This is a genomic window from Polaribacter sp. R2A056_3_33, from assembly GCF_019278485.1.
Classification (GTDB): Bacteria; Bacteroidota; Bacteroidia; order Flavobacteriales; family Flavobacteriaceae; genus Polaribacter.
Map to the genome: position 1 here is coordinate 517,373 of NZ_CP058984.1, position 22,982 is coordinate 540,354.

Below are 22,982 nucleotides of genomic sequence, written 5' to 3' on the forward strand. Positions count from 1 at the left end.
ATATTGTGAGAGATGGACAAACCACATTCCTTTTTATTTTCTAAATTTAATTTTTCTATTTTCTATTTCATAAGTTATATCTGTTGTATTTATAATTGCATCTAAGACAAATTTTATGTCTTGTTTTTTACTCAAAACTCCATTAAATCTTAAATCTTTTATTTTTTCATCTTCAAAAGAGATGTCAACATCATAACATCTAGAAAGTGTTTTTGTAATTTCTAACAAAGAAGTGTTATCAAAACTAAAATACCCCTTTACCCAAGAAATTTTTTCTTTTGCATTTACCTCTTTCTTTTGCATTTCTAATGTTAAAACATTTAAAGTTATCTCTTCATTAGGTTCTAAATACATTTTTATTTTTTCGTTATTTTCAACCAAAACTTTACCTTCTATTAAGCTTGTTGTTATTAAATGATCTTCTGGATATGCCTTTACATTAAAATGTGTTCCTAAAACAGATACCCTTTGTAAAGAATTTAAAACATTAAAACCATCTCCTGAATTCTTTTTACTAGATGAAACTTCAAAATAAGCTTCTCCATAAATTAGTTCTACAGTTCTTGGCTGTCCTTTTATAAAGCTTACCGGATATTTAAGTTTAGATTCTGAATTTAACCACACTTTAGTTCCATCTGCTAAGGTTAAAGAGAATTCTCCCCCTTTTTTAGTTGTTAGGTAGTTATAGATAATTTCGGGTTGTGTTGCAATTTCTTCAGATTGCTTTGTATTAGCCTTTTTATACGCAATACTTTTATCTTCACTTTTAAAAAGAGCGTTTTCTATTTTATGATCTTTAGAAAGAAGAATTTCTTTACCATCATCTAAAGTTAATATTGCTTTATTATTATAACCTACATCAGTAGTTATTTCCGCAGTATTTACTTTTTCATTAATAGGATTAAATAAATAAGATATTGAAAACAATAATGCAATGGAAGCTGCTGCTGCATAATATTTCCAAGTTGTTTTCTTTTTGATGTTAGCTTTCCCTTTTATTGCTTTCCAATTCTTTTCTTTGTCAAAAAGGTATTTTTTAGAATTCTTGTTTTCTTGTACACTTTTAAAATACGCTCTATGTTTTTCTGATTCTGAATACCATTTATCAAACGCTATCTTTTCCTCTTCAGAAAGCGTATTATTTATCTTTTTTATTATTAAGAAAAATTCCATTTTAAGAATGTCTTTTTTAAGTGTAATTATATTTTGTAATTAAATACTATACACTAAAGACAAGGTGAAACAAAAAACGGGTGACAAAAAAAGTAATATTTTTTAAAAAAAACTCAAATTAAATCAACAATAAGAGAAAATCGTTAATAATTATTAAGCAAAACAACATAATCATTAAAGAATTATTAATCTTAACTCGAGCTCTTTTTAACTGTGTTTTCACTGTATTTAGAGAAATATTTAGCTCTTCGGCAATTTCATTATACTTATATTCCTCTATAAATTTTAATTTAAAAATTTTTTGCATTTTTAAAGGCATTTCATCTACAATTGCTAAAACCTTTAAATAAAGAGTATTATTTTCTTCTGTAAAATTAAGTATTTCTACACGATCAATTAAAGACCTACTATATTCTATATAATCTTGGTTATCGGTTATTTTTATAGACTTTAAATGATTCAAACACCTATTTTTAACCATCACAAATAAGTAAGCTTTTAGTGATGTTTTAATTTCTATCTTTTCTGAGTGTTCCCAGATATAAACAAATACTTCTTGAACAATATCTTCACTAACTGAAAAATCTGATACATATCTATTTGCAGAAACCACTAAATCTTGAAAAAATAAATCATAACATTTTTTAAAAGCAACGGTATCTTTCTTTTTTATTTGCGCTATTAAAAGATGGTTATTCATAAAAAATATAATAATTAGCTTTTTTCTAAAAATACTTTTGCCCTATAAAATAAGTATGTATTCTTATTATAAAGGACAAAAAAGATTAAACGTATTTTTGTTAGCGGTAAATATAAAACATTAAATATAAATTAATTTAATGTTACTATAATTCTCATTTTTCAAGGTAATTATTACGAAACCGTTACATTTTCTATATCAGAATAAGTTAAAGAATAAATTATATGCAGAAAAAAAGGCATATCGACAAAATAATATTAGCTTAAAAACATAGCGACTAGACTCTTTAACAAAAAATTAAAAAAGTTAAATAATAGGCAGTAAATTAAATGTTTTTTTATTCTTTTAATTGAATTCTAATTGGCAATCTGTATTTTGTAGTAACAGGTATTCCTCGCTTGTTTGCAGGGTATATTTTTGGAAGTTTCTCTACAATCGCTTTTAATAAACTATCTAATTCGGGCAATTCCTTTTTAAGGTTTTCAGAAGCCTGAATAGTGTCTAATCTAAAAATTCCTTCAGAATTAATAATTACATCTACATAGACAATTTCATTAATAGAATCTTTAACAGCAAATGAATGTTGTTGCAACTCCGCTCCTATTTTCTGATGGATGGTTGTTCTAAAGCAATCCATTTTTTCTTGTTTATCAATAATCGCATCACAAGTTTTAAAAGAAGGAAAAGTATCTACCGAAGAAAAATCTACAATAGTGTCTAAATCTGATGTATTTTTATCCTTTGGAGGGCAAAATAAATCACACGAAGTGATAAAAACCAACATTATTAAAAAAGATAAAACCCTTAAAAACATACTTTTATTTAGAGTGTGAATTTACTAAATTTTGTTGACTTGTACTTTAAACTTTTTAAGCCCTAAAAAAAAGCCAATTTTAGTTATAAAAACAACTTATATTTAAAAATAAAAAAGCCGAGATTTACACCTCGACTTTAACTATTTCAAATAATTATACACTTAATTTTTCCTTTTCATAGATGTATTAATTTACTATTATTGAAACCGGAATTGAATATTTTACACCTACTCTTTTACCTTCATGTTCACCAGGAATCATTTTAGGTAACGAATTCATTACCGCAATAACTTCTTCCTTAAGATCTTTATGCGGTGCTCTTGCATTTACATCTACTACATTTCCTTCTTTGTCAATTTTAAAACCTATAAAAATCCTTTTCCTGCCTGCTTCTAAACCCAATTGATTTGGTAAATCTGCATTAAAGTTTCTAGAAAAATGTTTTTGAACTTCTTTAGAAAAACAAGCTTTATCACCAGATTCACACCCAGGGAAAGTTGGTACTTTATCGATAACCATAAATGAAACATCTTCTGTTTCTACAAATTCAGCATTACTATCTTTTTTTATTTTAGAAAAATCAACAATTGTTGCTAATGTTTTCCTTCCATTTTTCTTTTTATAAATTTTAAGTTCATGCATAGAAGAATATTTTTCAAACTTTACAGAATTAAATCTGTTCATAATTTTATCGTATTCCTCTCTTTCCTCAACAGTTAGATCACTCGAACTAACTTCAATTCCTTCTGGAATTCCAGATCCAAAATAAGAATCTAAGTACGTTTCCTTTTCACCTTTGGTAGCTTTTACTCCTTCTTTAAGTTCAAAATATCTAGTTTGCAATTCCTTTTTTGCAACAACATCTTCTTTTACTTCATTTTCTACACAAGAAGTGTAAAATAACATACTCGCCAATACCGGAATTAATACCAAATACTTTAGTTGATTCATTTTTTTTGATTGTTTCTTTTTCATCATAATAATTCTTTTTTTGATTAAGGTTTTTTTATAAAATTGGTTCACAAAGGCAATGTTTTCAACTTGAAAAAAGTTGGATAATAAGTTATTAATATAAATTTCTTTTGTTTCTGACTTTGCCGCTACTTCGTCAGAAATATATTCGTGAATGAGTGTTATTCTCTTTTGATAAATAAAAATCATTGGATTAAACCACATCATTATTTTTAAAAATTCGAAGAATAATAAATCTAAAGAGTGCTTTTGATTACTATGCACTAGTTCGTGTGCTATAATTTGTGCTTGTTGAGAAATTGGAATTTCTTTTCCTAAAAAAATAAAGTTGAAAAAAGAAAATGCCTTGGTTTGATTTGGTATTATAACTAAAGTGTAATTCGCTTTTTTTACAACTTCGTATTTTCTAATTAGGTTTGTTATTTTAAACAGTTTTATTAAAAAAAGTATCAAAAAAAGACTGAATCCAAACCAAAATAAAAGGTTTACATAATTTATAGATTGATACAAACTCGTTTCTTGAATAACATCTTGAATTACTTTTTCTGGTGATAAAACGATTTCTGGTAAATAAATAATAAACTCTTCTGGAACCGCTTTTTGAAACGTCGGAATTTTAATAAACGGTAAAATGAAAGATACAATTGGTGTACTAATTAAATACCATCTGTTTTTAGTAAAAAAGGTTTCTTTACTTAGAAAGAAATCATAAATAGCCAAAAACAATACTTGAAATAATATGACTTGTAAAATATAATTGATCATAGTTTTTTTTATTTTTTTATTATCACACTGTCATTTCGAAATGAGTTTTTTTAGACGATTGAGAAATCTCATATTGAGAAAACTACTTCTATATAGGAAAGAGATTCCTCTTCTTTAGCTGCGCTAGATACTTTCAATTAAAAAAGTATTTTAATTTCAGTAGCATTCGGAATGACATCTACACTTTAATAATAATGAAAACTGAGACTGCCAACTGCAACTGAAAACTGTTTACTCCTTCCCTTTATTTACTTCCTTTAAAATAGATTCTAATTCGGCAACATCCATTTTATTTTCTTTTACAAAAAAGGAAACCATACTTTTAAAAGAACCATCAAAATAACCGTTCATTAATTTGTGTAAACTCTGGTTACTGTAGGCTTCTTTTTCAATAATAGGATGATAGATAAACCCCCTTCCTACAGGTTTATGCCCAACAAATTCTTTGGTTTCTAAAATTCTAACAATGGTAGAAACGGTATTATATGCAGGTTTAGGTTCTGGTAATTTATCTATCACTTCCTTTACAGAAGCTTCTTTTAAATCCCATAAGACTTGCATAATCTGCTCTTCTGCTTTTGTTAATTGTTTGCTCATAATTATAACTAAGTTTTTAGTTCAAAAATGCAAATATAACTAATTATATAGTTTTAACTAATTTATTAGTTAAAATATTTGTAACATAACGTAACTATAATCGTCTTATAATTAGAAAACTGTGATGTTTATTGACTTTAAACCCGTATAATTATTAAAATATTTATGGATATATTTTTATTCCTATTAGGATTCCTTTTTGTTTGCTTAGGCATTATTGGCGCTTTTTTACCCATTTTACCCGGACCTTTAACAAGTTGGGTAGGTTTACTTTTATTACATTCCACTAAAATAATTCCGGTGGATTGGACTTTTTTAGGAATTACTTTAGCCGTGGCCATTTTAATTTGGATTCTCGATTATTTTATACCAGGAATGGGTACAAAACGTTTTGGTGGCACAAAATATGGAGTTTACGGTACTACAATTGGCTTATTTATCGGCTTGTTCTCTCCTATTCCGTTTGGAATGTTAATTGGTGCTTTTTTAGGTGCTTTTATAGGGGAATTACTTTATGATAGCAAAGACACAAACCGAGCTTTAAAGGCTTCTTTTGGAGCGTTTCTTGGTTTTTTAGCTTCTGCAACTATTAAGTTTTCTATAGCCGCTATCTATTTTGTGCTATTTATAATTCAGTTTTGGGAATTTAAAGGAAGCTTTTTTTAAATACCATCTTTTATTCTCAACAAATCATGAGAAACGTCATTACGAGGATAAACGACGAAGTAATCTGTTTATTAAAATTCACGTATTCTATATTTAGAGATTGCTTCATTCTAAGCAATGACAAGAAAATTCCTTAACTATAATTACATATAATATAAAGATTGATATAAGTCTGCAAACAAATCTAACCCAGATTAACTTCAATTTAATATTTTTTTGAGTCGTTGAATGCTTCACATTTGAAGTGGCATCCTTTTTATACCTTTTTTAAAATTGTCATTGCGAGGCACGAAGCAATCTGCTAATCAAAAAGAGATTGCCATAGTTTACAAAAAAGTAAACTTCGCAATGACAGCATAAAAGATATAGCTACTAAAAAAACAGAAAATTTAAGAGATCAATTAACACATTACCTAAAAATAAGTATGTTTTCTATTGACGAAAAGACATAAAAAAAAGCGTCCCGTTTCAGGGAAGCTTTCCATTGGTTAACAAAACCACGACGCTTTTACTAAAGCGCCAAAACAACACAACTAATGCTGCCCTAACAAAAAGCAGCCGACAAATATACGATGTTTTTTAATATTCTCAAATAAAGAAGTTGTTTTTTATTTTATTCTCAATTGTCTATTAATTCATTTGATTGTATCTTTGCATTCTTAAATAAACATTAGAAAACTAAACAGCAAATGCAATTATCAGAACAAGAAGTTGTACGTAGAGAAAAGCTCGTAAAATTACGCGCTTTAGGCATCAATCCTTATCCTGCAGATTTATATCCAATAGATTCAAATTCGGCAAAGATAAAGCAAGATTATGCTGAAGGAAAAAAGGTAATTATTGCTGGTAGACTAATGTCTATTAACATACAAGGAAAAGCTTCTTTTGCACAATTACAAGACGGAGAAGGTAGAATACAAGTGTATTTTAACCGTGATGAAATTTGTACTGGTGAGGATAAAACCTTGTACAATGATGTTTTTAAAAAATTACTAGATTTAGGTGATTTTGTAGGGATTGAAGGAGAATTGTTTACCACTAAAGTGGGAGAAAAAACAGTACGTGTTAAGAACTTTACATTGTTAAGTAAGTCTTTAAAACCATTGCCTTTACCAAAAGTAAAAGATGGTGTTACTTATGATGCCTTTACAGACCCTGAATTACGTTACAGACAACGTTATGCAGATTTAGTAGTAAACCCACACGTAAAAGAGGTGTTTATAAAAAGAACAAAATTGTTTAACGCAATGCGTTCTTTCTTTAATGATGCTGGTTATTTTGAAGTTGAAACTCCGGTTTTACAACCAATTCCTGGAGGTGCAGCAGCAAGACCTTTTATAACGCATCATAACTCATTAGACATTCCGTTATATATGAGAATTGCTAATGAATTGTATTTAAAAAGATTAATTGTTGGTGGTTTTGATGGTGTGTATGAATTCTCTAAAAACTTTAGAAATGAAGGGATGGACAGAACTCATAACCCAGAATTTACAGCCATGGAAATCTATGTGTCTTACAAAGATTACAATTGGATGATGGATTTTGCAGAGCAACTTTTAGAGCATTGTGCTATTGCTGTAAACGGAACTTCTGAAGCTACTTTTGGTGAACACAAAATAGACTTTAAAGCGCCTTATGCCAGAGTTACCATGGCAGATTCTATTAAACATTTTACTGGTTTTGATATTACTGGTAAAACAGAAGATGAAATTAGAGCTGCTGCAAAAGGCATGAATATTCCTGTGGATGAAACTATGGGGAAAGGAAAGTTAATTGATGAAATTTTTGGTGAAAAATGTGAAGGAAACTACATTCAGCCAACTTTTATTACAGATTATCCTAAAGAAATGTCTCCGCTTTGTAAAGAACACAGAGACAACCCAGAATTAACAGAGCGTTTTGAGTTAATGGTTTGTGGTAAAGAAATTGCCAACGCATATTCTGAATTAAATGACCCAATTGACCAACGCGAACGTTTTGAGCACCAATTAAAATTAGCTCAAAAAGGAGATGATGAAGCAACTGAGTTTATTGATGAAGATTTCTTAAGAGCGTTAGAATACGGTATGCCTCCAACATCTGGAATGGGTATTGGAATGGATCGTTTAATTATGTTCTTAACAAACAACCAATCTATACAAGAAGTTTTATTCTTCCCTCAAATGAGACCAGAGAAAAAAGCGGTTGCAGTAGAATTGAATGCTGATGAAAAAGCTGTTTTGGCAATTGTTACCAAAGCAGAAAAAATAGATTTAAACGACTTAAAAGTAAAATCTGGTTTGTCTAACAAAAAATGGGATAAAACCATTAAAGGTTTAACAAAACATAAAGTTGCAAAGGTTACTAAAACAGACGATGGTTTGTTTGTTGAAATTGCATAGCAATTTCTAATCCTGAACTTGTTTCAGAATCTTATTTATAAAAAAATGAAAAAGGAATTACAGCAATGTAGTTCCTTTTTTTTATGATGCATTTTTTATGTTGTTTCTTAAATTATTTTAGAATAGGTTTGCCTATACTAATACTATAAGTTATCAATGGAAAATTATAAAGAAGTAATTGAATGCGTTTATGCTGATGTAAAAAATGTAGCTGACATTGGTAAAGTAGCTAGTTATATTCCTGAATTGGCATTTGTAGATCCATCTAATTTTGGCGTTGCTATTACAACTATTGATAAAGAATCTTTTGGTGTTGGCGATTTTGACAAAAAATTTTCAGTACAAAGTATTACTAAAATTCTTTCATTAACCTTAGCTTATAAATTTGAAGGCATAAAATTATGGGACCGAGTAGACGTAGAACCTTCTGGTAATCCGTTTAACTCCTTATTACAATTAGAAGCAGATTTAGGAAAACCTAGAAACCCTTTTATAAATGCTGGCGCAATTGTGGTTTGCGATGTATTGGTCAGTCACCTTAACAACCCAAAAGAAGACTTCTTAGACTTCTGTAAAGATATTTCTAACATTCCTACCTTAAAATATAACGAGAAAGTAGCACAATCGGAAAAAAGTTCTGGGTATAGAAATGTTGCGCTTTGTAATTTTATAAAATCTTTTGGAAACATTAAAAATGACGTAGATGTAGTCTTAGACTTTTACTTTCACATGTGTTCTTTAGAAATGACCTGTAAAGAACTTTCAAAAATATTTTTATATCTAACTATTGATAATTTTACAACACAAAAAGGAGAAAAAGTAATTACAGAAAGTCAAACAAAAAGAATTAACGCCATTATGCTTACTTGTGGTTTTTATGATGAATCTGGTGAGTTTGCTTTTCGTGTTGGATTACCTGGTAAAAGTGGTGTTGGAGGCGGAATTGTTGCTATTCACCCAGATAAATACTGCATTGCTGTTTGGAGTCCGAAGTTAAACATCAAAGGAAATTCTTATAAAGGAATGTTGTTTTTAGAAAAATTCACTTCAAAAACTACTTCTTCTATTTTTTAGAAAATACACAAATAACAGCGCAATAAAAACTCAAAATATATTCAATAATTACATTGGATATGTGAATAAAAAAGAGGAACTTTCTTGTACTTTCAATAAGGATGAGATGGAACAAAATAAACACAATTTTTCTTCTTTTGAAGAATACCCTACAACAGATAAAAGCCTTTGGTTAGAATATTCTAAAGAAAAAACTACTTTTAAAATTTGGTCTCCAACTGCAACTGCCGTAAAACTAAATTTGTACAAAACTGGTAATAATTCTGAAGCATTTACAATTTTAGAGTTAAAGGCTAAAGAAAATGGACTTTGGGTAAAATCGATAAAAGGAGATTTAAACGGAACTTATTATACATATCAAATATGTATTGAAGATAATTGGCTAGCAGAAACTCCAGGAATTTACGCTAAGGCAGTTGGTGTAAATGGACAAAGAGCCATGGTTTTAAACTTTGATAAAACAAATCCTAAAAATTGGGAGCAAGATACATATGTGCAATTAAACGCTCCTAATTCGGCTATTATTTACGAACTACATATTCGGAATATTACCATTCAAACAGAAGCTAATTCTTCTTATCCAGGTAAATATTTAGGTTTGATAGAACAGGGAGTAAAGAGTAATCTTGATGCTCCAACAGCCATCGATCACATTAAAAGGCTAGGAATTACACACGTTCATATATTGCCTACTTTCGATCAATATTCTATTGATGAAACTCATTTAGAGGTACCACAATTTAATTGGGGATACGACCCTCAAAATTACAATGTTCCAGAGGGCTCTTTTTCTACAAATCCGTTTAAAGCAGAAGTAAGAATTCCGGAATTTAAAAAAATGATACAAGCATTTCATAGTGCCGGAATTGGTGTTATTTTAGATGTTGTGTATAACCATACTGGAATCATTGAAAACTCAAATTTTAATTTAGAAACCCCAAAATATTACTATCGTTTTAACAACGATGGTAGTTATTCTAATGCTTCTGGTTGTGGAAATGAAACATCGTCTGAACGGACAATGACACGAAAATTCATACTTGAATCTGTTAAATATTGGACAGAAGAATATCATTTAGATGGTTTCCGTTTCGATTTAATGGCGATTCATGATGTAGAGACTATGAATCTTATTGCAGATGAAATCACTAAAATAAATCCAAGTGCACTTATTTATGGAGAAGGTTGGACAGGTGGAGATTCACCGTTACCAGAAGAAAAAAGGGCTTTAAAAAAACACATTCCACAAATGCCCAAAATAGCTGCTTTTTCTGATGAAATTAGAGATGCCATAAAAGGAAGCACTTTTGATGATAGAAGTACTGGCTTTGTTAGCGGTGCTAAATTTAAAGAAGAATCTCTAAAATGTGGAATTGTAGGTGTTATACCACATCCTCAAGTAAATTACATGTATATAAATCATACAGATTTTCCTTGGGCACTGCAACCTTGGCAAGCGATTAATTACGTTTCTTGCCACGACAATTATACTTTATTCGATAAATTAAAAATATCTAGACCAGACGCTTCTTTAGAAGATATAAAAGCAATGCATAAATTAGCAACTGCTATTGTAATGACTTCTCAAGGAACTCCTTTTTTACATGAAGGTTCAGAAATAATGAGTACCAAGAAAGGAGATCATAACTCATATAAATCTCCAGATAAAATAAATGAAATAGATTGGAATTTAAAAGTAAAAAATGGAGACGTTTTAGCGTATTATAAAAATCTAATTCAATTAAGAAAAAAACATCCTGCATTTAGAATGACGACTGCTAAAGAGGTGCAAGAAAACTTAGAGTTTAAAAAAATAGATCATGGTTTGGTTTCTTATCAACTTAAAAATAATGCCAATAAAGATTCTTGGTCAAAAATATTAGTAATTTTTAATAGAGAAAATAAAACGATAAATTATCAATTAGACCAAACTTATAAAATTGCTGTATTAAAAGATACATTTGATTTTGAAGGAAAACAAGAAGTTAAAAACGATGTATACGTACCTGCAATTTCTATGATGGTTTTGTTTAAAGAATAAATATTTGTTTCATTTTGGCTTTATTCTTTCATAAAAAAACAGAACTTTGCAAGAAGTAAAATCTGTTATTTTTAGAACCTTTAAAATAAAAATGTAAATCATAATGAGCAAAAATCAAATTTATAAAGTTGATAACTTTAATGATTTACTATCTACTAAATTTAAAGGAGATATTAACGCAATCTGTTGGAACCGTAATTTAAAAGGTGATTTCTCTGAAATTGTCAATAAAATAATGTTAGATGGAAATATGAGTGAAATTTTCCCTCAACAACTTTTAGATATTCAATTAACTGAACAAGGAGAACTTGCGCGAGAAATCCTTTTAAACGACTTTAAAGTATTAAAAGAACACGGTAAAATTCCAACTTTAAATATCATTAAGTATTACGAGAGAGATGATGCATTTCCTTTTTTCCCTACTGACGTGTATTCGTTTCATGTAGATCGCTCTCCAATACCAGCAGACACTTTTCTATGCACATATCATGGAGCATCAAGTGATATTCTACCCAACGATCAAGGAATACAAAAAATATTAGTTCCAGAAATAAGAAGTAAACTCAAAAAGTTATACGACGGACCGGAAGATGGTTTTGAATCGTTTTTAAGCGACTATTTCTTTGATTTACATTATCAACCGAAGCCAGAAGCACAACCTATTAATTTAGGTATTGGTCATTTATGGAAACTAGCAATAGATCATCCAGAAAGCGAAGTACTTCCTTGCTTACATAGAGCACCGAAGGAAAAAACAGGTGAACCTCGTTTAATGATTATTTGTTAATTTAAAATAAAATATATGAACATAAAGATTGATAAGTTTGTAGTATCTATCATCATCGTAATACTTCTAGCGTATCTATTTCCGCAATGGGGAACACAAGAAAATAAATTCCCCATCAACACTATTAGTTCTATTGGTATTTCACTTATTTTCTTTTTCTATGGACTAAAATTAAGTCCGAGTAAGTTAAAAGCAGGACTCAAAAACTGGAAATTACATGTTTTGGTACAGTTATCTACTTTTTTAATTTTTCCAATACTTGTTTTATTGTTACACCCATTTATTCAAAACCAAGAACAAGAAACCATTTGGCTAGCTTTCTTCTTCTTAGCTGCTTTACCGTCTACCGTATCCTCTTCTGTGGTTATGGTTTCTATGGCAAAAGGAAACATCCCAGGAGCCATTTTTAATGCAAGCATTTCTGGCATTATTGGTATTGCCATCACTCCTTTATGGATGGGATTATTTGTAAATGAAATTCAATCTGATTTTGATTTTACCGATATCTACCTTAAATTGATTTTGCAAATAATTGTACCTGTAGTAATAGGTCTTTTTTTACAACGGTTTTTGGGTGCTTTTGTACAAAAACATAACAGTAAACTTACTCTTTTTGATAAATCTATTATCCTTTTAATTATTTACAAAAGTTTTGCAGAGTCTTTTGAAGGAAACATATTTAGAGCTGTTTCTTTTGTAGACTTAATGCTAATTCTAGTTGGTGTTATTGTCTTATTTAGTCTTGCTTTTTTTCTCACCGGATTTTTATCAAAAAAACTACAACTAGATACAGAAGATCAAATTACAGCACAGTTTTGTGGTACAAAAAAATCTTTAGTGCATGGTACAGTTTTTTCAAAAATAATCTTTGGTAATATGGCGTCTATTGGTATTATTTTATTGCCATTGATGCTATTTCATGCAACTCAAATTTTAATAATTAGTGTTGTGGCAACAAAAAAGGCTGCTAAAAATAGCAACCTTTAAAATCTAAATTATAGTTAATTTCTTGAAGAAATTTACGCTTTATACTTCATTCCTAAATGAACTACTTTCTTGGTTTCATAGAAATCCTCATCAAAAAAGTCAGGTAAATCATAAATTGTAGCAGAAGTGTATAGTTTCAATTCTTCTGACAAATCGCCTCCTTTTAAATATAAAATCCCATTTTTTAAATCGTGATTTTGCTTTTTAGCAATTCTTCCTTTAGTCCACCCTACAAACGTTTCCATTTGCGCTACTGCTCTACTTACAATAAAATCATAAGTTTCTTTTATCTCTTCTACTCTACAGTTAGAGGTTTTTACGTTTGTTAAACCTAAACCAGCAACAACTTCATTTACTACTTTTATCTTTTTACCAATAGAATCTACCAAATGAAACTGCGTTTCTGGAAACAGGATTGCTAACGGAATTCCAGGAAAACCTCCACCAGTACCAACATCCATTACTTTAGACCCAGGTTTAAATTGCACCACTTTTGCTATTGCTAAAGAATGTAAAACATGGCGTAAATACAATTCGTCTATGTCTTTTCTAGAAACAACGTTTATTTTTAAATTCCAATCTTGGTATAATTCTTGAAGTTTAGAAAACTGTTCTATTTGAGTTGGGGTTAAGTCCTTAAAATACTTGGGTATAATTTCCATTAATAAATAAATTTGAATTGCAAAAATAGTTATTTGTATTGGAACAATTCTAAACAAAAACTGACGTTTATCATAAAATTCCATTTCAAAAAGTATATTTTTGCAGATTATAAACATATAAATGAAAACAATAAACTTTTCAAGAGTAGATAAAGCTAAATTCTTTAGAACTCTAAACAAAAGAGTAAATACATATTTTAAAGAAAACGAAATCAAAAAAACAGGAAACTGGAAATTGTACACAAAAGCAATTATCATGTTTTCGCTATTCTTGGTTCCTTTTATTTTAATTCTAACGGTTACTATGCCACAATGGGTAATGGCACTTTTAATGGTGATTACAGGAATAGGAATGGCCGGAGTTGGTATGAATGTAATGCACGATGCCAATCATGATTCTTTTTCTAAAAGAAAATGGGTTAATAAATTAATGGGAAGCAGTATTTATATTCTTGCTGGAAACGTGTATAACTGGAAAGTACAACACAACGTTTTACACCACACTTTTACAAATGTAGAAGGACATGATGAAGATATCGATGCAGGACGAATTATTCGTTTTTCTCAACACTCGTCATGGTTACCAATTCATAAAATTCAGAAATATTATTCTATCTTTTTATACGGATTATTAACAATAAACTGGGCTATTACAACAGATATTAAGCAAATGCATCGTTATTTAAAACGTAAATTATCTTATGGTAAATTTCCAAATCCTACAACAGAATGGACAAAATTAGTCATTTCTAAAATAGCTTATTATTCTCTTTGGATTGTTTTACCGCTATTAGTTTTAGACGTTGCTTGGTGGAAAATTTTAATCGGATTTTTTGTAATGCATTATACCGCGGGTATGATTTTAAGTTTGGTTTTTCAATTGGCACATATTGTACCAAATACAGAAATGCCTTTACCAGATAAAGATGGTAATTTAGAGCACACTTGGGCAGTCCACCAATTATACACAACATCTAACTTTGCCCCTAGTAACTGGTTGGTAAACTTCTATACAGGAGGATTAAATCATCAAGTTGAACATCATATTTTTCCGCATATTTCTCATGTACATTATGATAAATTAGCTAAAATTGTAAAAGAAACCGCCAAGGAATTTAATTTGCCATATAACGAATACGATACTATGCGTAAAGCAATTATAGAACATTTTAGACATTTGGGAGTTTTGGGTAAAAACCCTGAAATAGCATAAGTAAAACAACAACAACTAACAGTAAGATGAAAAATCCATTATCGGACAGAATTAACAGTTTACCTGTATCTCAAACTTTAGCAATGGCTGCTAAAGCAAGAGAACTAAGAGCAGAAGGAAAAGATATTATAGGTTTAAGTTTGGGAGAACCAGACTTTAATACACCAGATTTTATTAAAGACGCTGCAATTGAAGCTATCAATCAAAATTATAATTCGTATTCTCCAGTAGATGGATATGCAGATTTAAAAGAAGCTATTTGCACCAAGTTTAAGCGCGATAACGACTTAGTTTACAAACCAAGTCAAGTTGTTGTTTCTACAGGAGCAAAACAATCTATTGCAAACATTGCACAGGTATTATTAAACCCAGGTGATGAAGTTTTATTACCTGCACCTTATTGGGTAAGCTACTCTGCAATTGCTATTTTATGCGAAGCAACGTATGTAGAAATTCCTTCTTCTATAGAGAATGATTTTAAAATCACTCCAGAGCAGTTAGAAGCTTCTATTACGCCTAAAACAAAAATGATTTTCTTTAACTCGCCAAACAACCCTAGTGGAACTATTTATAGTGAAGCAGAATACAGAGCGTTGGCAGCAGTTTTAGAAAAACACCCACAGATTTTTATCTTATCAGATGAAATCTATGAACATATCAATTACGAAACGAAACCATTTAGTTTTGCTGCAATTGAAAGCATGTACGATAGAACCATTACTGTAAACGGTTTAGCAAAAGCATTTGCTATGACAGGTTGGAGAATTGGTTATATTGGTGCTCCTGAATGGATTGCAAAAGCATGTACAAAAATGCAAGGTCAAATTACTTCTGGTACAAACTGTATCGCTCAAAGAGCTGCAATTACAGCAGTTTTAGCGCCAGTTTCTAAAATTCAGTATATGGTAGACGAGTTTAAAACTCGTAGAGATATCATTATTGGATTATTAAGAGAAATAGACGGATTTAAAGTAAATGTTCCTGAAGGTGCTTTTTACGTTTTTCCAGATGTTTCTGCATTCTTTGGTAAAACAATCAACGGATATAAGATTGAAACTGCAAGTGATTTCTCTTTATTCATTTTAGAGAGAGCAAATGTTGCAACTGTAACTGGTGAAGCTTTTGGTACACCAAACTGTATTAGAATTTCTTATGCAGCATCAGAATTACAAATTAGAGAAGCAATCAAGAGAATTAAAGAAGCATTAAGCTAGTCTTAAACTGTCATTCTAAATTTATTTCAGAATCTGAAACAAGTTCAGACTGACAAGGCATTTATTTATCGATATAAAATCCATCTTTTTTAGATGGATTTTTTTTGTTTGGGCGTGCCCTAAAGGTCAGGCTATCCGCACTCGCTTCACGCTAAAAAGCGTGAGAGCTCAAACAATTGCTACTATCCTTCACGCAAGCTTGTTTGATCTATATTAATACCAAATAAATATAAAATGATTTAATTTATTTAGTACAGTTAATTATAGAAAAGACTTTATATAAATTAAGACAAGTTTATTTTTTTTAATAATTGAACCTTGTAAAGAATCAAAAAAAGTAAAAACCATATCTATAAATAAATATGGTTTTGGTAAATTAGGGGGACAATATTGGGGGAATAAAATTGGGGGACAATTTGAACAATATTTCTTATACTTTTTTCTTTTATTACTGCAAATATACAATCGATTAAAACCTAACACATACACTTACAGCCCATTAAACATTAACTAAAGATAAACGACATTTTTAATTCGTTAATTAAACATTTTAAAAAATAAAAATCATTTTAACCTTAGATAAAAACACTTAACCTACAACTCAACACACTTACTTACAAATATCTAACATATTATTACCCTTTTTTATTCATTAAATATCATAAACTCTATCACTTTTAAACCCTATGCAGAAACACAAAAATGAATGAAATAACAATAAAGAAACTTAAAACTTCCTTGAGTACACTTAAAAAGAAAAGCCTCATAATTAAAAATAATTATGAGGCTTAAGAGTTAAAGAATAAGAAAAATGACTTACTCTATTATCAACTTTAGGGTTTTATAATTTCTAAAATCATTTCTAATTTTTATAAAATAGACACCGGGTTTTAAACCTTCTCTTAAAATAGAAACACTGTTATTTCCTATAGTCGTATTTTCTTTTGTTTTTCTAATTAATGCACCAGTTAAGTTGTAAACTTCAAAGTTTGTGATTGCATTCGTTTCTGAATAAAAACTTAATTCTGAACGATCCTTCATTGGGTTTGGCGTTAACAAAGCCTCATTTTCTGCAATAACTTCTGTTTCTACTCCAAGTACATTAGATGTAAACTCTATATCTTTTAAACTCATTTCTTTATCTAAAACCACTACTCCATCCGAAGACATTGTAAAAACAATATTTACAGCATCAGATAAATCTATATTACCGCCTCCAGCAGAAACAAAGTGTGAAAAAGGAATTGCATAATGACTTTCTGTATCGTTTAACTTTACGGTAGTTCTAAATTGGTTTTCCCAAGCTCCTATGCTTTCTTTCACAATTGTAATTTCTACATCTCCCGTTCCTTTCGCATCTAATTCCAATGTAGAAAACATAGATAAGTCTACAGTTGTAAATCTTGGAGTAAAAGATCTAAAAGCAGAAACATACTCGCTTGTACTAGCTCTTAAAGCTATATTTCTCTCTACTCTATAACCATTTCCAGTATAAATATTATCATTCTGAGTAATCTCAAACTCATTAATTGTAGTTCCTTCAGGTGAATCATCACTTCCCCAAACACCATCAGACATAAATAAATCGTCTGGTGTTAAATTATACTCATTTTCTATTCTAAAACCAATATCGAAAATATTTCCTGTTTCAATAACTAAAGATTCTATGTAATTACCCGTTAAATCTATTGTATTATTAAAATACTCTGTATCTGACGTTTCTGTTCTTTTAAAACCGGCATCTATTACCACACTTTTGCTTCTTCTAACATTTATTAACTCTAATTCTAAAGTACCGTTAACATATTTACCTTTCTTTACAAACACAGGTGGTGGAGAAGACGTTTCATAATCTAAAATAGGTTTCTGAATTTCGAACAACGCCAAAGCCTCCTCTCCTAAGGTTAATAAATCGTCTACACTGTTAGACCAGATTTGAAAATTGTAATAAGTAGCTCCCGCCTCATATTTATCAATATTCCAATGACTGTCTATTTCAAAACTTTCTGCATCATTAATCAATCTTCCAGAAAAACTTAAAACAAATTCTTTAGTTCCATTACTGTTTTTTATGATAGACTTAATAAAATGTACACCTTCACCTTCTTGTTCCTCTTCTCCTTCTTCACTTTCTTGCTGAAAAAGTTCTATTGTAGAAACTGACAATAATTCGGCACCGAGCAATCTATCACAAATAAATTTAGTGTGTTCATAAACACCATTTTCTGTTTTAGTAGCCAACACAACTGCAATCGTTTCTCCATCTTTTACATAATCTACAGAGTAGAGTTCGGTAGCATTTGTAATTGCTATTAAATCTAAAGGTGATGATTCTACTGTTGTTGTACCAGCAATTACATCTAAAGGAATTAAACCTTTTAAATCGAAGTTTGTACTTTTAGCTGCAGATTTCTTATAATTTTTACTTTTTATAACTTTCTTAGCTTTTGATTTATCAAACTTATAATTTCCCTTTTTTCTTAAATAGTTTCTTTTATTAATTTGCTGGGAAAGACGATCATTACTTTCTAAACCTCCATCATTACCACTAGAAACTTGTGGAGCTAATACAGGACATGCGGCTACACCAGAACATGCTGGATCATCACAATCTACAAGCCCATCTCCATCATCATCCAATCCATTAGCACAATCCTCTTGAGGCACTGGAGCTGTAGGACATCTCGCTCCATCATTAGAACTACTTGAAGGTCCGTACGCAAAAAGGTTAGAGTCTAAAGAGCTTCCTTCTTGTAATGTTTGTACACTTTGAATAACATATACAGTTCCTGTTTGGTTTGCTGATACATAAAATCGTCCTGAAGCATCAAAATAAACGGCTCCATAGGTATAATTTAATCCGGCTAAAATTGGAACTTCTCCTAAATCAGTTATCTCACCTGTAGTAGCATTAATTCGATACAATATATTTGTATTTTTTTCTACCGTATATAAATGACCATCAACTGCATTAAAAGCCCAATCATGCACAGAAATATTTTTTGATAAGGTATTTGTACTTACATATTTTGTGTAATTAGCAGATTCAGGATTTAAGTCTATTTTAAAAAAACTAGTCCCACCACCTTTTAAAAAGTAAATCCCTTCCGAACTAACATCTCCAATGTACCTGCTAGAAGTTGGTAACTCATCTATATAAAAAGTTTCTACATTAAAGTTTTTTCCAATTCTTACAATTGTTTTTGCAGGTGTACTTAATGATCCCCAAATATATCCATCCGCAGGGTTGTATCCTACTGCATTAATAGATCCTGGGGTAATGTCTTCTTTTACAATATAAGAACTTCCAGAAGCTAAATCTAAAGCATAGATATCATTCCTTTGAAATAAATACGCATTGTAATCGCAATTGAATGGTTCTTCTTGTGCATTAAAAGAAAAATTAATGATAATAACCCACAAAAAGGTTATTAGCTTAAAGTGTTTAGGTAGTTTTGATTTCATCTGTAAGTTTTTTTTAACAAAGGTATTTTATTTCTACAAAAGCAATACTCTTTGGGGGTTTAATGGCGCTAAAGTATAGACCAACACTAAGATATGAAAAGATAAAGGTTTAACAAAACTTTATTATAGCATGAAGCCATATCTAAAAGATATGGCTTCATGTTATTTTTGGGGGAACTTATTAAAATTTAATCTACATTATCATGTAAAAAAGAATTATTAGATTTAAAACTAATTTCATCTGTATTCTTTTTAATTGATGTTTCTGTACTACTAATAGAACTATTTGTATCTAAGTTTATTCCTAGTCTTTTATAAGCTGGCTGACGCTCAATTTCATCAATGTTTTTACTCATTTGATCATTGAACTTATAATTAAAACCTTTCATTGTTTTACGTCTCTCTTCAGCTCTTTTTTGCAACTCGGTAATTGTCAAATCTAAAGGAGAAACCTCTTCACTTTGTGTTTCTATTTGGTTAACTTCTGCTTGAGGTGCTCTTGTTTTTAATTCGAAATTAACTTCTTCTTCAACACTTTTTTTTTCAACAATTCCAGAACTTTTACCAATTGTTGGCTGTGCATCAAAATCTTCTAAAACATAACGCTTTTCTACCACTTTTCTCTCAAAGACAACCTCTTCTACTTGTGTAGCTTCCATCTCGTTTACTTTAGGAGTTTCTACTTCTGCTTTCGGATTTAAAGGTAAATCAAACAATAAATGAGGCTGAACTGCTTTTGGCTCTTCTACAGCTTGTACTTCCTGAACTGGAGTTACATCTGTAATAACAAAATCATCCTCAGCGGCAACTTCTACTTCTACCTCATCATAATCAACCGCCATATTTACAATCTCATTGGTCGTTTTAACCAAGTTAGATTTTGGTGTTACTACTTCCTCTTCTAAAGTATGAACAACTTTTTCCTCTACAGCATTCGTTAACGGCTCGTTTAAAGAAGGCGCTTTAGTGATTGTTTTTTCGCTAAAATCATACGTCGCTTTTTGTTCATCCTCTAAGGTGTGAACAATTTTTTTTACCTCCGTATTTGTGATTGTACTTTGTTGATCTGCAGCAAAACCTGTAGCTACAATAGTTACAGCAATAGCATCACCCAACTCTTCATCTTCACCAATACCCATAATAATATTGGCATCATACCCCGCTTCATCTTGTATGTAATCGTTTATTTCACCAATTTCATCTAAGGTAACTTCATTAGTACCAGATACAATTAACAACAATACATTCTTTGCTCCTGTAATTTTATTATCGTTTAATAAAGGAGAATCTAATGCTTTAATAATAGCAGTTTTAGCTCTAGTTTGACCTTCTTCTTTTGCAGAACCCATAATTGCAGTTCCACTATTAGAAAGCACAGTTTTAGCATCATGCAAATCTATATTTTGTTTATAGTGATGCGTAATTACCTCTGCAATTCCACGAGAAGCTGTAGATAAAACCTCATCTGCTTTAGAGAAACCAGCTTTAAAACCAAGGTTTCCATAAACTTCACGAAGTTTATTATTATTTATGACAATTAGAGAATCAACATTTTGGCGCAATTGATCAATTCCTAACTGAGCTTGTTTAGCACGTCTTCTACCTTCAAAGGCAAAAGGCATCGTAACAATACCAACAGTAAGCACATCCATATCTTTTGCAATTTTTGCAATAATAGGAGCTGCTCCTGTACCAGTACCACCACCCATACCAGCAGTAATAAATACCATTTTGGTTTGGGTATTCAGCATTTGCTGAATTTCTTGCATACTTTCTTTAGCTGCTTGTGCTCCCACTTCTGGATTTGCACCTGCACCTAAACCAGAAGTTAAACTTACTCCTAATTGAATTTTATTAGGAACAGGACTGTTTTCTAAAGCCTGTGCATCTGTATTACAGATTACAAAGTCTACTCCTTTAATTTGTTGTGTAAACATGTGGTTTACTGCGTTGCTACCGCCTCCACCAACTCCAATTACCTTAATTGTGTTAGATTGTGTCTTAGGCATGTCAAATGAAATGTTATCGAATTCTGCGCTCATAATAACCGATATATTGTTTATTATTATTTTTTTGATTTTTGTTCTCTTTTCTTAATCTCAATCTTTATTCTGCGTTGTCCAAAAAATCTTTTAAACTTTCTGTAAACTTTTCAAAAAACGATTTCTTTTTAGGTTTTCGTTCTTTTTCTACTTCAACTACAGGTGGTCTTTCTTCTATAGGTTGTTCTTTATATTCATCAACAACTGGTTCTATAACCTCCTCCTCAATTACTTCTTGCTCTTCTTCTACAACAGGTTTTTGTTTTTCTAAACCTTCCATCAATAAACCAACGGTTGTAGCAAAAGCTGGACTAGATAAAAGTTCATCAGATTCTCCTGCCAAATGTTCATTAGGATATCCAATTCTTGCATCCATGCCTGTTATATACTCTACCAACTGGCGTAAGTGCTTTAATTGTGCACCACCACCTGTTAACACAATACCTCCAATTAGTTTCCCTTTTGCAGTTTCATGTCCGTAATTTTTTATCTCTAAATACACATGCTCAATAATTTCCTGAACTCTTGCATGTATAATTCTTGATAAATTCTTTAAAGTAATTTCTTTAGGTTCTCTACCTCTTAAACCAGGTATAGAAACTATTTCTGTTTCTTTATTTTCTCCAGGCCATGCAGAACCAAACTTTATTTTCAATAATTCTGCTTGCTTTTCTATAATAGAACAGCCCTCTTTAATATCTTCTGTAATTACATTTCCTCCAAAAGGGATTACTGCTGTATGTCTAATAATTCCGTCTTTAAAAATAGCTAAATCAGTTGTTCCACCACCAATATCAATCAATGCAACTCCTGCTTCTTTTTCTTCCTGACTTAATACTGCATTTGCAGATGCTAAAGGTTCTAAGGTAATTTCACTTAAACCTAAACCTGCACTTTTAACACAACGCCCAATATTTCTAATAGAAGATACTTGCCCTACAACTACATGGAAATTCGCTTCTAAACGACCACCATACATACCTATTGGTTCTTTAATATCTGCTTGAGAATCTACTTTATATTCTTGTGGTAATACATGAATAATCTCTTCTCCTGGTAACATTACTAATTTATGAACCTGATTTATTAAATCTTCAATATCGTTGTCATCTATTACCTCATCAGCATTATTTCTTGTAATATAATCACTATGGTGTAAACTACGAATATGTTGCCCAGCAATTCCCACAACAACTTCGTGAATCTTTAAACCAGAAACACTTTCGGCCTCTTCTACTGCTTGCTGAATAGACTGTATGGTTTGCGTAATATTACTTACAACACCTCGTTTTACACCTAAACTTTTGGCTTTACCAATTCCTATAACTTCAATCTTGCCATATTCATTCTTGCGACCAATCATTGCTGCGATTTTGGTTGTACCAATATCTAAACCAATTGCTATTTTATTGTTCTCCATTTTGA

General features: G+C 30.5%; 17 protein-coding genes. 8 read left to right on the forward strand and 9 right to left on the reverse strand.

Annotated elements, in window-relative coordinates; translation table 11 throughout:
* Positions 1 to 33: 33 nt before the first annotated feature.
* From H0I29_RS02310 to H0I29_RS02330, 5 genes are all read right to left on the reverse strand, one after another.
* On the reverse strand, positions 34 to 1,173 hold the full coding sequence (locus tag H0I29_RS02310) for a FecR family protein (RefSeq protein WP_218754273.1): 1,140 nt from the start codon (positions 1,171 to 1,173) through the stop codon (positions 34 to 36).
* Between the two features lie 118 nt (positions 1,174 to 1,291).
* Positions 1,292 to 1,873: an RNA polymerase sigma-70 factor gene (locus H0I29_RS02315; RefSeq protein ID WP_218754274.1), complete on the reverse strand. Its 582-nt coding sequence runs from the start codon at positions 1,871 to 1,873 to the stop codon at positions 1,292 to 1,294.
* A gap of 337 nt (positions 1,874 to 2,210) precedes the next feature.
* Positions 2,211 to 2,687 carry a hypothetical protein gene (locus H0I29_RS02320; protein WP_218754275.1) on the reverse strand — a complete coding sequence of 159 codons (477 nt, stop codon included), beginning with the start codon at positions 2,685 to 2,687 and terminating at the stop codon, positions 2,211 to 2,213.
* A 187-nt stretch (positions 2,688 to 2,874) separates the two neighbouring features.
* The gene (locus tag H0I29_RS02325; RefSeq protein ID WP_218754276.1) at positions 2,875 to 4,425 is read right to left on the reverse strand and encodes a M56 family metallopeptidase; all 1,551 of its coding nucleotides are present in this window, start codon (positions 4,423 to 4,425) and stop codon (positions 2,875 to 2,877) included.
* 231 nt (positions 4,426 to 4,656) lie between these two features.
* Positions 4,657 to 5,022 carry a BlaI/MecI/CopY family transcriptional regulator gene (locus H0I29_RS02330; RefSeq protein WP_218754277.1) on the reverse strand — a complete coding sequence of 122 codons (366 nt, stop codon included), beginning with the start codon at positions 5,020 to 5,022 and terminating at the stop codon, positions 4,657 to 4,659.
* Between the two features lie 165 nt (positions 5,023 to 5,187).
* Here H0I29_RS02330 and H0I29_RS02335 point away from each other — a divergent pair, with 165 nt between their 5' ends.
* From H0I29_RS02335 to H0I29_RS02360, 6 genes are all read left to right on the forward strand, one after another.
* On the forward strand, positions 5,188 to 5,688 hold the full coding sequence (locus H0I29_RS02335; RefSeq protein ID WP_218754278.1) for a DUF456 domain-containing protein: 501 nt from the start codon (positions 5,188 to 5,190) through the stop codon (positions 5,686 to 5,688).
* A 689-nt stretch (positions 5,689 to 6,377) separates the two neighbouring features.
* On the forward strand, positions 6,378 to 8,072 hold the full coding sequence (gene lysS / locus H0I29_RS02340; protein ID WP_218754279.1) for a lysine--tRNA ligase: 1,695 nt from the start codon (positions 6,378 to 6,380) through the stop codon (positions 8,070 to 8,072).
* A 156-nt stretch (positions 8,073 to 8,228) separates the two neighbouring features.
* Positions 8,229 to 9,146: a glutaminase gene (locus tag H0I29_RS02345; protein ID WP_218731230.1), complete on the forward strand. Its 918-nt coding sequence runs from the start codon at positions 8,229 to 8,231 to the stop codon at positions 9,144 to 9,146.
* A gap of 106 nt (positions 9,147 to 9,252) precedes the next feature.
* Positions 9,253 to 11,187 (forward strand): type I pullulanase, encoded by a 1,935-nt coding sequence (gene pulA / locus H0I29_RS02350; RefSeq protein WP_218754280.1) that lies wholly within the window; start codon positions 9,253 to 9,255, stop codon positions 11,185 to 11,187.
* 103 nt (positions 11,188 to 11,290) lie between these two features.
* Positions 11,291 to 11,974 carry a hypothetical protein gene (locus tag H0I29_RS02355; protein WP_218754281.1) on the forward strand — a complete coding sequence of 228 codons (684 nt, stop codon included), beginning with the start codon at positions 11,291 to 11,293 and terminating at the stop codon, positions 11,972 to 11,974.
* Positions 11,975 to 11,989: 15 nt separating this feature from the next.
* Positions 11,990 to 12,961 carry a bile acid:sodium symporter family protein gene (locus H0I29_RS02360; protein ID WP_218754282.1) on the forward strand — a complete coding sequence of 324 codons (972 nt, stop codon included), beginning with the start codon at positions 11,990 to 11,992 and terminating at the stop codon, positions 12,959 to 12,961.
* Between the two features lie 32 nt (positions 12,962 to 12,993).
* Here the strand turns inward: H0I29_RS02360 and rsmG are convergent, their stop codons facing one another.
* Positions 12,994 to 13,623, reverse strand: a complete 630-nt coding sequence (rsmG, locus tag H0I29_RS02365; RefSeq protein WP_218755177.1) for a 16S rRNA (guanine(527)-N(7))-methyltransferase RsmG — start codon at positions 13,621 to 13,623, stop codon at positions 12,994 to 12,996.
* A gap of 121 nt (positions 13,624 to 13,744) precedes the next feature.
* On the opposite strand from rsmG, the gene H0I29_RS02370 reads away from it, so the two are divergent.
* Positions 13,745 to 14,836, forward strand: coding sequence for an acyl-CoA desaturase (locus H0I29_RS02370; RefSeq protein WP_218731235.1), 1,092 nt, complete (start codon positions 13,745 to 13,747; stop codon positions 14,834 to 14,836).
* A 26-nt stretch (positions 14,837 to 14,862) separates the two neighbouring features.
* Positions 14,863 to 16,050, forward strand: coding sequence for a pyridoxal phosphate-dependent aminotransferase (locus tag H0I29_RS02375; RefSeq protein ID WP_218731236.1), 1,188 nt, complete (start codon positions 14,863 to 14,865; stop codon positions 16,048 to 16,050).
* Positions 16,051 to 16,866: 816 nt separating this feature from the next.
* On the opposite strand, the gene H0I29_RS02380 is transcribed toward H0I29_RS02375, so the two are convergent.
* The 3 genes from H0I29_RS02380 to ftsA form a co-directional block, all read right to left on the reverse strand.
* On the reverse strand, positions 16,867 to 19,515 hold the full coding sequence (locus H0I29_RS02380) for a T9SS type A sorting domain-containing protein (protein WP_218754283.1): 2,649 nt from the start codon (positions 19,513 to 19,515) through the stop codon (positions 16,867 to 16,869).
* 188 nt (positions 19,516 to 19,703) lie between these two features.
* On the reverse strand, positions 19,704 to 21,557 hold the full coding sequence (gene ftsZ, locus H0I29_RS02385) for a cell division protein FtsZ (protein WP_218754284.1): 1,854 nt from the start codon (positions 21,555 to 21,557) through the stop codon (positions 19,704 to 19,706).
* A gap of 64 nt (positions 21,558 to 21,621) precedes the next feature.
* Positions 21,622 to 22,977, reverse strand: a complete 1,356-nt coding sequence (gene ftsA / locus H0I29_RS02390) for a cell division protein FtsA (protein WP_218731239.1) — start codon at positions 22,975 to 22,977, stop codon at positions 21,622 to 21,624.
* Positions 22,978 to 22,982: the final 5 nt, after the last annotated feature.

Bases quoted from the DNA above. Each gene is read 5' to 3' on its own strand.
- H0I29_RS02310 (WP_218754273.1), bottom strand. From the start codon at position 1,173: ATGGAATTTTTCTTAATAATAAAAAAGATAAATAATACGCTTTCTGAA.
- H0I29_RS02315 (WP_218754274.1), bottom strand. From the start codon at position 1,873: ATGAATAACCATCTTTTAATAGCGCAAATAAAAAAGAAAGATACCGTT.
- H0I29_RS02320 (WP_218754275.1), bottom strand. From the start codon at position 2,687: ATGTTTTTAAGGGTTTTATCTTTTTTAATAATGTTGGTTTTTATCACT.
- H0I29_RS02325 (WP_218754276.1), bottom strand. From the start codon at position 4,425: ATGATCAATTATATTTTACAAGTCATATTATTTCAAGTATTGTTTTTG.
- H0I29_RS02330 (WP_218754277.1), bottom strand. From the start codon at position 5,022: ATGAGCAAACAATTAACAAAAGCAGAAGAGCAGATTATGCAAGTCTTA.
- H0I29_RS02335 (WP_218754278.1), top strand. From the start codon at position 5,188: ATGGATATATTTTTATTCCTATTAGGATTCCTTTTTGTTTGCTTAGGC.
- lysS (WP_218754279.1), top strand. From the start codon at position 6,378: ATGCAATTATCAGAACAAGAAGTTGTACGTAGAGAAAAGCTCGTAAAA.
- H0I29_RS02345 (WP_218731230.1), top strand. From the start codon at position 8,229: ATGGAAAATTATAAAGAAGTAATTGAATGCGTTTATGCTGATGTAAAA.
- pulA (WP_218754280.1), top strand. From the start codon at position 9,253: ATGGAACAAAATAAACACAATTTTTCTTCTTTTGAAGAATACCCTACA.
- H0I29_RS02355 (WP_218754281.1), top strand. From the start codon at position 11,291: ATGAGCAAAAATCAAATTTATAAAGTTGATAACTTTAATGATTTACTA.
- H0I29_RS02360 (WP_218754282.1), top strand. From the start codon at position 11,990: ATGAACATAAAGATTGATAAGTTTGTAGTATCTATCATCATCGTAATA.
- rsmG (WP_218755177.1), bottom strand. From the start codon at position 13,623: ATGGAAATTATACCCAAGTATTTTAAGGACTTAACCCCAACTCAAATA.
- H0I29_RS02370 (WP_218731235.1), top strand. From the start codon at position 13,745: ATGAAAACAATAAACTTTTCAAGAGTAGATAAAGCTAAATTCTTTAGA.
- H0I29_RS02375 (WP_218731236.1), top strand. From the start codon at position 14,863: ATGAAAAATCCATTATCGGACAGAATTAACAGTTTACCTGTATCTCAA.
- H0I29_RS02380 (WP_218754283.1), bottom strand. From the start codon at position 19,515: ATGAAATCAAAACTACCTAAACACTTTAAGCTAATAACCTTTTTGTGG.
- ftsZ (WP_218754284.1), bottom strand. From the start codon at position 21,557: ATGAGCGCAGAATTCGATAACATTTCATTTGACATGCCTAAGACACAA.
- ftsA (WP_218731239.1), bottom strand. From the start codon at position 22,977: ATGGAGAACAATAAAATAGCAATTGGTTTAGATATTGGTACAACCAAA.